Source organism: Microbacterium sp. (genome assembly GCF_035277845.1).
In the GTDB taxonomy this organism is placed as follows: Bacteria; Actinomycetota; Actinomycetes; order Actinomycetales; family Microbacteriaceae; genus Microbacterium.
The window spans coordinates 1-10,399 of sequence record NZ_DATEJS010000113.1 but is presented as its reverse complement, the minus strand read 5'-3'; the positions used below and the strand labels follow the sequence as shown (position 1 = coordinate 10,399).

Genomic DNA, 10,399 nt, shown 5'->3' with positions numbered 1-10,399 from the left:
GGTGGTACAGGTACTGGCGGCGCCCGGCGTCGTCCGTGCCGACCGCCTGGATGTGCCCGCGCGGCTCCGCCGAGATCCACACGTCGTCCCACGCGGGCGGGATCACGAGCGCGCGGATGCGGCGACGCACGGCCTCGGGCGCGTCGGCGCCGTGCGCGTCGAGGTACCGGAAGCCGGCGCCGGCGCGCACCCGCCGGAAGCCCGGGTCGACGCCGGGGCGCACACGGACGAGTCTCGGCACGGTCCCTCCTTCGCTGCGGCATCCTGCCTGGTCGTATGCCACCCGGTGCGGTCCGCCCGGGTAAGGGGGTTGCCGGCGCGCGCCGCGGCGGGTACGGCGTGCGATCCGGCGCCCTGTCAACCCCGTCGACCGCCCGCCGCACCCCTTCTACCGTCGACCTCGAATCGGCGAGAGGAGCCACCATGTCCAACCAGCACCCCAACAACCTCCCCCTGCCCCTGGGCGACGAAGACGAGCCCGACACCGTCGAGGTCGACGGCACGCCGGTGCTCGACCCGGACGCGAATGCGGACGACGTCGACAGCGCGGAGGCGGACCGCCTCGCCGCCGAGCACGGGGACGACCCGGACGAACCCGACGACGCGGAGGCGTAGGCCGGGGTCAGTCCCGGGCGTGGTCGCAGGCGTCGGGCCGCGACCACGCCCGATTCATGCGGTCACTCCGCGGATGCCGCGAGCAGCCGGACGGCGGGCAGATCGGGTTCCGCCCAATCCAGCGCGCCGAGGTCGGCGGGCGGCAGCCAGACGAGCCGGTCGTGATCCGTGCTGCGCACCGGGCGGGCTCCGGTGAGCCGGGCCCGCAGGCACGTCAGCCGGATGACGCGGGACCCGACGCGGGTGTCGTCCGTGGTCAGCTCGCCGACGACGTCGATCTCGGCCGACAGCTCCTCGCGGATCTCGCGACGCAGGGCGTCGCCGGGCGACTCCCCCGGTTCGACCTTGCCGCCGGGGAACTCCCACCGGCCGCCGGCGTCCTTGTGCGCCCGGCGCCGGCACGCCAGCACGTGCGGTCCGTCGGCGATGATCGCCGCCACGACGTGCAACGGCTCGACGGCATCCTGCGCTTCGACCACCCGCACAAACTAGCGGACGCGGCGTGCCCCACGCCGCGTCCGCTTCCCCTTGTTTTCCCCTGTCACGCTCCGCACGCCCTCCGGCTGCGATGAAGGGCTGCGAAGCGCGAGTCTTCGGTCGGCCCTGCGGGGCCCGTGATCACGCCCTGCGGCCGGTGATCACCCGCAGCAGCCAGACGATGATCGCGATGACCGCCAGCACGATTCCGATCCAGAGGAGGAAGTTCAGTGCGTGCACGACTCCTCCGGTGATCAGCGCGATGACCGCGAGGATGGCGATGATGATGATCAGGATTGTCATCTCGACTCCCGTCTGTGGTGGATCTCCTCTGTGGTGGATCTCCTGGGTGGATCAGCTTCGACGTTAAGCGGCCGCGGCACGGACACCGAGGGGGTTGACAAACGGATCGATGCGTCGCTATGTACGTGAGAGGAACCGTTGCAGACGAGACAATCCCAGGTCAACGGCCTGTTCCGCGGATCGCCCGTGCGTCCGGAACACCGGAGCGACCGCGTTCGTGGCCTGGCCGAGCCCGACGCGGCAGAGGATCTCCAGATGCTCGCGAGACAATGGTCAACTGCCCGGGCGGCGCTGCACGTCGACGCCTGCCCCACCGCAGTACACGCATTTGCATCCGACAGACATGACAGCGCGTGAGCGGAGAACGACATGGGAACCATCTACTACGGCGGCGGCGAAACCCCGATCGACATCGAAGACCGAGCCCTTGCGCACCTGAAGATCGTCATCGCGACCAAGCTGCGGCGCCGGGAGAGCTTCACCCTGTCGTGGCGGCATCCCGAGGATCAGCCGCGCGGCCGCACGACGATCTGGCTGCATCCGTCCATCCCGTTGCGCTTCGTGTTCGACGAGCCGGTGGCACCGCAGCTGAGCCGGGAGTGGATCGAGGAGCTCGCGCACTCCGCGAACACCTCCGGAGGCATCCAGCTCGTGCCCGAGCACTTCGACACCACGCCCATCTACGTCCCGACGACCGAGCCGGATCCGGATGAGGCTCCGGCTGCCGCGGAGGTCGTCGAGCTCTCCCGGTCCCTCGATGAGGACGACGCCGTGGAGCCGGTCTCATAGCGCCCAGAGATGGCGTCATCTGTCAACCCCCTCGCGGCTCGATCCGAAGACTCCTACTTTGGCCGGACGTCGAGGAAACGGAGACGATCATGACCGCTGCCCGAGACATCATGACATCGGCGCCACAGTGCATCGATGAGGATCAGACTCTGGTCGACGCGGCCAAGGCCATGGACCTGCTCAGCGTGGGGGCGCTGCCTGTCTGCGGAGCGGACCGCACGCTGATCGGGATGCTGACCGACCGGGACATCGTGGTGCGTTGCATCGCGCGCAACGGCGACCCCGCCACGACCCGCACCGGGGATCTGGCGCAGGGGCCGCTCGTGATGGTGCAGGTCGCTGACGATGTCGATCAGGTGCTCAAGACGATGAGCCGGAATCAGGTGCGCCGGCTGCTCGTCGCGGACGGGCACGACCTCGTCGGCATCATCAGTCAGGCGGATGTGGCCCGCTGGGCGTCACCCCAGGATGCCGGCGAGGCGCTCGCAGAGATCTCTCTCTAGCAGGGAGCAGCGACCGGCGGCCGGGGCGCTCACGGGAGCGCCCCGGCCGCGTCGTTGTCCATGGGGTCGTCGAGCGCGGGCTCGGGCACGAGGTACAATCCGCCAGGGGAGTTCGCCGCAATCGCGAGCGCGTCCACCCATGCACGATTCAGGGTGGGCCGACGACTGCCGGCGAACTTGTAGACGAGCGACACCCCGGGGTGCATCCAGACCGTGGTGCGTCCCCCGCCGACGCTGAGGTCCTCGCGCCAGCTGAAGTGGAACGCCTCGCCGCGGCGCAGCTTCGCGCCGATCACAACGAGCAGATGCGCCAACGCGCGGTCTTCGAATTCGGCCTTCACCGACTGGTCGTAGATGAATTTGCCCATCGCTCCCTCACTCGTCGTGGTTCCCTGCCTCATCTTCCCAGGCCGTGCGGTACTCCGTGCCGCGGTCGCCGAGGCGCAGACCGTGGCCGGCCCGGTCACGGCGCGGCTCGAGGCATCCGTCGACGAGCGGACTGACCCCGTCGAACAGCAGAGCCTCGACCAGCTCATGGTCGTGGAAGGACTCCATGTGCACGACGGGCTGCGCGACGCATCCGAGCACCGCATGCAGGGCGGGCGCGGTGTGGGCGCTCAGCGGGATGCCGGCGGCGATGCACTGCTGCGCAGCCCCCAGGAACCCGGTCACGCCGCCGCAGCGCGTGGCATCCGCCTGCAGGGTGTCGACGGCCTGCGCGTCGATGAGGAGGCGGAAGGATGCCGGCGTGTACGCATACTCCCCGGCCGCGATCTGCATGGTCGCGGGCGACCGCTGACGCAACAGATGCAGCCCCGCCAGGTCGTCGCTGGAGACCGGTTCCTCGAACCAGGTGGCCCCGGCATCCGCCGCGATCCGCTCGGCGAGCGCGAGCGCCGGCTTGCGGTCGAGGGCCCCGTTCGCGTCGACGAACAGCTCGACGTCGTTGCCGATCGCGGCACGGGCGACCATGGTGCGGCGCGAGTCGTCGGCCGGGTCGGAGCCGATCTTCATCTTCACCGCTGTCATCCCCTGCTCCGCCCAGCCGGCGAGCTGCCCGGCGAGCTCGTTGTCCGAGTAGTCGGTGAATCCGCCGCTGCCGTAGGCGCGCACGCGGGGGCGCGCTGCTCCGAGCAGGTCGATGAGCGACACGCCGAGGAGCCGCGCCCGCAGGTCGTGCAGGGCGACGTCGAGCGCCGAGATCGCCCCCGCCGCGATGCCCGGCCAGCCCATGTTGCGCACCGCCCGGGCCATCGCCCAGAACGTGTGCGTCGTGTCGAACGGATCCGAGCCGAGCACGACGCGCGCCAGCGTGTCCCGGACGACGGTGAGCGCCGCCGGGGACGCGTACGCGTAGCCCAGCCCGGTCTCCCCCGCCGCGTGCACGATCACGACCACGACGTCGGTGTGGTCCCAGGTCGCCGTACCGTCCGACTCCGGGCGCACCCGGCCGCGCAGGGTGGTGGGGATGCGGTAGGTGCCGGCCTGCACGCGGGACACCCGCGCCCGGCCCTCACTCATCCCGGTGCCCGACGTGCAGGGCGCCCTTCACGCGCTCGACGGCCTCGGTCGCGATGGCCCGTGCCGAGTCCTTGATGACGTCCCGTTCGAACGGGTCGCCCTCGAGCAGGGCCTTGCCCACGTTCTTCGCGTACTCCTTCGTGATGTGCGGCGGCAGCGGCGGCACGTTGCGGCTGACGTATGCGTCGATGAGCGTGACGCCGTCGTGGGCGAACGCCTCGTCGAGCGCCGCGCCGACCTGCTCGTCGTCGTCCACGCGGATGCCCTGGAACCCGAGCAGCCGGGCGTAGCCCGCGTAGTCGACCGATTCGACGTCCTGCGCGCCCCGCCACACCGGGTCGGCGTCCTCGGTGCGCATCTCCCACGACACCTGGGCCAGGTCGTTGTTGTGCATGACGAGGATGACGAGCTTCTTGTTCGTCCATTCGCGCTGATATTTGCGGATGGTGATGAGCTCGTTCATGCCGAGCATCTGGAACGCGCCGTCGCCGATGGTGCACACCACCGTCCGATCGGGGTACGCGAACTTCGCGGCGACCGCGTACGGCATGGCGGCCATCATCGTGGCGAGGCGGCCGGAGAGGTCGCCGCGCATCCCGCGGCGGAGGCGGATGTGGTGCCCGTACCAGTCCGCCGTGGTGCCCGCGTCGGCGGTGACGATCGCATCGTCGGGCAGGCGCGTGTTGAGCTCGTGGAAGAAGCGGCGGGGGTTCGCGCCGTCGTCGTAAGCGACGTACGCCTGCGCCTTCATCTCCTCCTCCCAGTCCCGCATCTCCGCGGCCACCTCGGCCTGCCACGACCGGTCCCGCTTCTCGTCGAGCAGCGGGTTCAGGGCCTGCAGGGTGGCGCGCACGTCGCCCCAGAGATTCACCTCGGTCGGATAGCGGAGGCCGAGCTGCTCGGGCCGCAGGTCGATCTGCACGGCGCGCGCGGACCCGCTCGGCGGCAGGAACTCGCCGTAGGGGTAGTTGGTGCCGAGCAGCACCAGCGTGTCGCAGCGCGCCACCTGATGCAGGCTCGGCAGGGAGCCGAGCAGGCCCAGCTGCTGGGTGTGGTGCGGCACGTCCCCGGGCACCACGTCCTTGCCGCGCAGCGCGGTGATGATGCCGGCCCCGGCCAGCTCCGCGGCGCGCAGCACCTCGTGGGTGGCGCCGGACGCCCCGGCGCCGACCAGGAAGGTGACGCGTTCGCCGGCGTTGATGAGGTCGGCGGCCTGCTGCAGCTGCGCGTGCGACGGCACGACCTGCGCGGACGGCGCGGCGGAGCTCGACCGCGACACCCAGTGCGCGCGCGGCGCCTCCGGCGCGGGCATCGCCTGCACGTCGTGCGGCAGCACGACCACCGCGGGCTGCAGCCGCAGCTTCGCGGTGCGGAAGGCGGCATCCACCACGGCCTCGACCTGGGCCGGGCTCACGATGGTCTGCACATAGCAGGCGACATCCTGGAACACCCGCTCGAGGTTGTTCTCCTGCTGATTGGCCGTGCCGAGCGCGGCGAGACCCTGCTGGCCGACGATGGCGACGACGGGCTGGTTGTCCATCTGCGCGTCGTACAGGCCGTTGAGCATGTGGAACGCACCCGGACTGGACGTGGCGACGCACACGCCGACCTCTCCCGTGAACTTGGCATGCGCGGTCGCCATCAGCGCGCAGATCTCCTCATGCGTCGGGCGCACGTACTTCAGGCCGTCGTCGCGGCGGTCGTCCGCGCCGAGCGCTCCGTCGAACGCGCCGATGCCGTCGCCGGGGAACCCGTAGATGCGGGTGACTCCCCACTCCTTGAGCAGCTCGATCACGAGATCGCTGACTGTCCTGGTCATGATGTTCCCTTTCTCTGTGCGATGTCCGGTCGGCTCACCCGGGCACCGGGCCGCCGGGCGCGGCCGCGAGGCGATCGGCGGCGCGCGCGGCGATCGCCATGATGGTGAGGGCGGGGTTCGCGCTGCCCTGCGTGGGCAGCACGCTGCCGTCGGTGACGAGCAGGTTGCGCACGGCGAACGCCCGGCAGTCGCGGTCGACGACGCCCTGTTCGGGGGTCTCGCCCATGCGCGCCCCGCCGACGAGGTGCGCGAACCGCTGGATCGTCATGGTCTCGGTCGCGCCGGCCGCGTGCAGGATCTCCCGCATGACCCGCTCCGCCGCCTCGACCAGCATCCGGTCGTTGTCGCACTGGCTGTACGCGAACCGCGGGATGCGCATGCCGTCGGGGCCCTCCACGTCCGTGAGCGTGACCCGGTTGTCCGGGAGCGGCAGGAATTCGCACAGCGCGCCCAGGCAGGCCCAGTGCACGTAGTCCGCCATCCGCTGTCGCATCTCGTGCCCCCAGTGCCCTTGGGCCATGACGTGCTCCGCCCACGTGATGGGAAGCGGTGAGACGTTCTGGATGCTGAAGCCCCGCTTGCACGGCCGGGCCGGATCGGTCTCGTAGAACTGCTCGGTGCTCACCTCGGGGGGCGGCGCCTTGAACATGCGGATCTCCTCGGCGAAGCGCCCGGCCGTCTGCGGGGCGCCTTGCACCATCACGTACCGGCCGACGAGGTCGTGGTCGTTGCACAGGCCGTCGGGGAACCGCCGCGAGGTGGAGCTCAGCAGCAGCCGAGGAGTCTCGATCGAGTAGCCCGCGACGATCACGACCCGGGCGCGCTGGAAATACTCGCGTCCGCCGTGGGAGTACCGCACGCCGGTCGCGAGGCCGGTGCGCTCGTCGACCTCGATCCGGGTGACCATGCAGTCCGCCCGCACCTCGGCCCCGTTCGCGATGGCATCCGGGATGTGGGTGATGAGCGGGGACGCCTTCGCGTTGACCTTGCATCCCTGCAGGCAGAACCCGCGGTAGATGCAGTGCGGGCGGTTGCCGAAGCGGCCGTTCGAGATCGCGACCGGGCCGACCGCGGCGCGGATGCCGGCACCTGCAGCGCCCCGCTGGAAGATCTCGCCGTTGCCGCCGACCGGGTGCGGCCGCTGCGGGTACGGGTGCGGGTCGCCCCAGGGCCACGTGTCGCCGGCGACCGGCAGCTCCTGCTCGAGGTGGGCGTAGTAGGGACGCAGGTCGTCGTACGACAGCGGCCAGTCGATGCCGACGCCGTCGAGACTGTGCGTGCGGAAGTCGCTGGGGTGCAGCCGCGGCACGTAGCCGGCGAAGTGGATCATCGACCCGCCGACCCCGCGGCCCGAGTTGTTCGAGCCGAGCGGCACCGGGTCGTCGCCGCCGATCTCCCGGGGCTCCGTCCAGTAGATGTCGTGGGCGCCCGCCTCGTCGCTGACCCAGTCCGTCTCCGGGTTCCAGAAGGGCCCCGCCTCGAGCGCCGCCACCCGCCAGCCGTGGCGGGCGAGCCGCTGCAGCATCGTGGCGCCTCCGGCCCCTGCGCCGACGATGACCGCATCCAGCTCCTCGGAGTCGGAGTACCGGCGCATGCCCCGCATGAGCTCGGGCGTGATCGCGCCGCGGCCGTCGAGCAGCCAGGCGGAGCCGTTGCGCCTGCGCACCGTCATCCGGCCTCCGCGGAGCGCGCACCGGCGTCGGGGTCGGCGTCGCGCACCTCGATGCCCTCGAGGCGGTCGATGCCGAGGTTGCGGTATCCACGCGGATACGCGGGGCCGTCGAAGCCGATCTCGGCCCACGCTCCCGGATGCGAGTAGAACGCGGTGGCCGCGTAGCGGGTCCACAGGCTCCACAGCTGCACCGGCGGGAGGTCGTGCCAGCGATCGCCGGGCCAGGTTCGCACGGCCTCGATGAGTTCGCACTGCGCGGTCTCGTCGAGGGCGTCGAAGGAGCAGCCGGCGCGGTCGTGGGCGTCCTCGTCGAGTGCGGCGAGGCTGCAACGCCAGGCGTCGCGGTCGGCCGGCATGGTGTCGTACGCCCACCCGTCGGTCTGGTCGTGCGTCAGGCGCACGTCGACCATCGCCATGAGCGGCACGTGCCGTCCGTCGGGGCCCGGAGGCTGGCCCATGAGGCGGTCGAGCAGCGCCCCGGCGGTGCGCTGTTCCTCGGAGGTGAAGAAGTGCGGGGGCGGCGGGTCGGTCCGCCAGCGCACGCGATCCCGGGTCGCCTCGTCCCAGCGCTGCTCCTCGGTCAGCGGGTGGAATCCGGGGAAGCGGGGCTCGTTCTCGAAGGGGCGGGCGATGCTCATCGTTCGCGCCTCAGGATCGCGGCGAGCAGTCCCATCCCGCCGACGAGGGTCACCAGCAGGGGCGCGAACAGCGGCGGCCCCATCTCCATGTTGTAGCGGAAGTTGCGCCAGCCGCCCGGCTTCTGGCCGATGCCGCGCGCATGCAGATACGTGCCGTGCAGCCCGTTGGCGACGACCAGCAGGGATGCCACCGGCAGCACGGTCTTCGCCGCCCCTTTGCGGAAGAAGCCGGCCGTGGCCGCGACGGCCTGCACCGGCCCGAGCGCGATGGGCACCCACATCCAGGGGTCGCCGAAGCTCGCCTTGTCGTGCTCGAAGTAGATCTCGGCCGTTGTGACGAGCGCGCCGGTGGCGGCGCACGCCGACATGGCACGTTCGAACCGGCCGTGCCGCACATCGTCGATCAGCCGCTCGGGCGCGGCCGGCAGAGCGCGCCTCCCCGTCCGTCGCAGACCGGCCATCACACATCCCTCCGCAGCATCAGAGCGCCTTCCCCCCGGTGACCGGCAGCACCGCCCCGGAGACGTACGAGGCGTCGTCGGAGGCCAGATACACGTACGCGCCGGCGAGCTCGGCGGGCTGCCCGGCACGGCCGAGCGGCGTGTCCTGCCCGAACGACGCGAGCCGCTCCTCATCCCACCCGGTGCCGGGGATCAGCGGCGTCCAGATCGGTCCCGGGGCGACGGCGTTGACGCGCACGCCCTGGGGACCGAGCTCCTCGGCGAGCGCCCGGACGAACGCGACCTGGGCCGCCTTCGTCATGGCGTAGTCGATCAGCGACGGCGACGGATGGAACGCCTGGATGGAGGACGTCACGATGACGGATGCCCCGGGCTCCAGGTGCGGGACGGCCTCGCGGGCGGTGAACAGCAGGCCGTACAGATTGGTGCGGAACACCCGGTCGAACTCCTCGGTCGCCAGGGTCGCGAGGCTCTCGCGGTCCTTCTGGTAGCCCGCGTTCAGCACGAGCAGGTCCAGTCCGCCGAACGCGTCGACGGTGCGGCCCACGACGGATGCCGCGAACGCCTCGTCGCAGACGTCTCCGGCCAGCGACACTCCGCGGCGCCCGGCATCCTCGATGAGCCCGACCGTCTCGTCCGCGTCCTGCTGCTCTTCCGGCAGATGGACGATCGCCACGTCGGCGCCCTCCCGCGCATAGGCGATCGCGACGGCGCGCCCGATCCCGGAGTCGCCACCCGTGATGAGGGCGCGCCGACCGACCAGCCGGCCGTGGCCGACGTACGTCTTCTCGCCGTGGTCGGGCTCCGGGCGCGTCTCGTCGACGTCGCCGGGCTGCTGCTGTTCCTGGCCGCCGAACCCCTCGGGTCGGTGCATCTGGCGGGGATCGTGGAGCTGGGTCGACATGAGGTGTCCAATCCCTTCGTCTCGTCCCAGCGATCATGCACGCGATCGCCGCGGACGCCTCCCCCCTTGACATCCGCCGCCGACTGCACCAGACGCGCAGAGTCGGGCTCGCACCGGATTTTGTCAAGGGGGACGCGACAGGGCGGGCGCGGTGGCAGGGTCGTCGGACCTGACCAGAAAGGTGGATGCGGATGTTCGAACACTTCGACACACCCCGAGAACTCTTCGAGTACCAGCTCGGATCGGCGATGAGCATGGAGGACGACTCCCTGCAGATGCTCGGCGACCTCGAATCCGCGGCGGCGTCGCCGGAGCTCAAGGCGATGTTCCGGCACCATGCCGCCGAGACCCGCGGGCAGATCGAGAATCTGCAGGCGGTCTGCACCGAGCTCGGCATCTCCGCCGAGTCCGAGCCGAGCCCCACGACGAGGGGACTCGCGAAGGAGGGCGCGTCGCTGCTGCGCAAGGCGGGCGACGACGTCATCGACACCGTGGCGGTCTCGGCGGCGCTCGGCACCGAGCACTACGAGATCGCGGCGTACGAGGCGCTCATCGCGGCGGCCGAGGGGATGGGGCAGGCGACGGTCGTGGACCTGCTGACCCGGAACCTCCAGCAGGAGAAGCACGCGAGCGAGGAGCTGCTCGCCAAGGCGAAGCAGTTCGCACGCGTGGCGTGAACGGGAACGGGTCCTGGCCG

13 protein-coding genes and 1 pseudogene are annotated in these 10,399 nt (G+C 71.1%); 4 read left to right on the top strand and 10 right to left on the bottom strand.

The genetic code is table 11. From position 1 onward, the window contains the following. Positions 1-241: pseudogene (locus VJR25_RS04775) on the bottom strand (DNA topoisomerase IB); the annotation flags it as partial. 182 nt (positions 242-423) lie between these two features. Between VJR25_RS04775 and VJR25_RS04770 the strand changes: the two are divergent. Then, the gene (locus VJR25_RS04770) at positions 424-615 is read left to right on the top strand and encodes a hypothetical protein (protein ID WP_324113063.1); all 192 of its coding nucleotides are present in this window, start codon (positions 424-426) and stop codon (positions 613-615) included. Positions 616-677: 62 nt separating this feature from the next. Here the strand turns inward: VJR25_RS04770 and VJR25_RS04765 are convergent, their stop codons facing one another. Both VJR25_RS04765 and VJR25_RS04760 read right to left on the bottom strand, forming a co-directional pair. After that, on the bottom strand, positions 678-1,094 hold the full coding sequence (locus tag VJR25_RS04765) for a (deoxy)nucleoside triphosphate pyrophosphohydrolase (protein ID WP_324113061.1): 417 nt from the start codon (positions 1,092-1,094) through the stop codon (positions 678-680). Between the two features lie 139 nt (positions 1,095-1,233). Beyond that, a complete protein-coding gene (locus tag VJR25_RS04760; protein WP_324113059.1) occupies positions 1,234-1,395 on the bottom strand; it encodes a hypothetical protein in 162 nt (53 codons plus the stop codon). Positions 1,396-1,764: 369 nt separating this feature from the next. Here VJR25_RS04760 and VJR25_RS04755 point away from each other — a divergent pair, with 369 nt between their 5' ends. Then, positions 1,765-2,184 carry a hypothetical protein gene (locus VJR25_RS04755; protein ID WP_414683736.1) on the top strand — a complete coding sequence of 140 codons (420 nt, stop codon included), beginning with the start codon at positions 1,765-1,767 and terminating at the stop codon, positions 2,182-2,184. A gap of 89 nt (positions 2,185-2,273) precedes the next feature. Beyond that, positions 2,274-2,687, top strand: a complete 414-nt coding sequence (locus tag VJR25_RS04750; RefSeq protein ID WP_324113057.1) for a CBS domain-containing protein — start codon at positions 2,274-2,276, stop codon at positions 2,685-2,687. 29 nt (positions 2,688-2,716) lie between these two features. On the opposite strand, the gene VJR25_RS04745 is transcribed toward VJR25_RS04750, so the two are convergent. From VJR25_RS04745 to VJR25_RS04715, 7 genes are read right to left on the bottom strand one after another with little or no spacing between them, the layout of a single operon-like run. Further along, positions 2,717-3,055 (bottom strand): ATP-dependent DNA ligase, encoded by a 339-nt coding sequence (locus VJR25_RS04745; protein WP_324113055.1) that lies wholly within the window; start codon positions 3,053-3,055, stop codon positions 2,717-2,719. A gap of 7 nt (positions 3,056-3,062) precedes the next feature. Further along, positions 3,063-4,208 carry an enolase C-terminal domain-like protein gene (locus tag VJR25_RS04740; protein WP_324113053.1) on the bottom strand — a complete coding sequence of 382 codons (1,146 nt, stop codon included), beginning with the start codon at positions 4,206-4,208 and terminating at the stop codon, positions 3,063-3,065. After that, positions 4,201-6,027 carry a thiamine pyrophosphate-requiring protein gene (locus tag VJR25_RS04735; protein ID WP_324113050.1) on the bottom strand — a complete coding sequence of 609 codons (1,827 nt, stop codon included), beginning with the start codon at positions 6,025-6,027 and terminating at the stop codon, positions 4,201-4,203. The genes VJR25_RS04740 and VJR25_RS04735 overlap by 8 nt, the downstream gene beginning before the upstream one ends. Positions 6,028-6,061: 34 nt before the next feature. Beyond that, positions 6,062-7,699, bottom strand: a complete 1,638-nt coding sequence (locus tag VJR25_RS04730; protein WP_324113048.1) for a GMC family oxidoreductase — start codon at positions 7,697-7,699, stop codon at positions 6,062-6,064. Beyond that, positions 7,696-8,337 (bottom strand): gluconate 2-dehydrogenase subunit 3 family protein, encoded by a 642-nt coding sequence (locus tag VJR25_RS04725; protein ID WP_324113046.1) that lies wholly within the window; start codon positions 8,335-8,337, stop codon positions 7,696-7,698. Before VJR25_RS04725 ends, VJR25_RS04730 begins: the two co-directional genes overlap by 4 nt. Next, a complete protein-coding gene (locus VJR25_RS04720) occupies positions 8,334-8,798 on the bottom strand; it encodes a hypothetical protein (protein WP_324113044.1) in 465 nt (154 codons plus the stop codon). Before VJR25_RS04720 ends, VJR25_RS04725 begins: the two co-directional genes overlap by 4 nt. Before the next feature lie 19 nt (positions 8,799-8,817). Further along, on the bottom strand, positions 8,818-9,702 hold the full coding sequence (locus VJR25_RS04715) for an SDR family oxidoreductase (RefSeq protein ID WP_324113042.1): 885 nt from the start codon (positions 9,700-9,702) through the stop codon (positions 8,818-8,820). Between the two features lie 191 nt (positions 9,703-9,893). On the opposite strand from VJR25_RS04715, the gene VJR25_RS04710 reads away from it, so the two are divergent. Beyond that, positions 9,894-10,379: a ferritin-like domain-containing protein gene (locus VJR25_RS04710; protein WP_324113039.1), complete on the top strand. Its 486-nt coding sequence runs from the start codon at positions 9,894-9,896 to the stop codon at positions 10,377-10,379. Positions 10,380-10,399 lie beyond the last annotated feature (20 nt).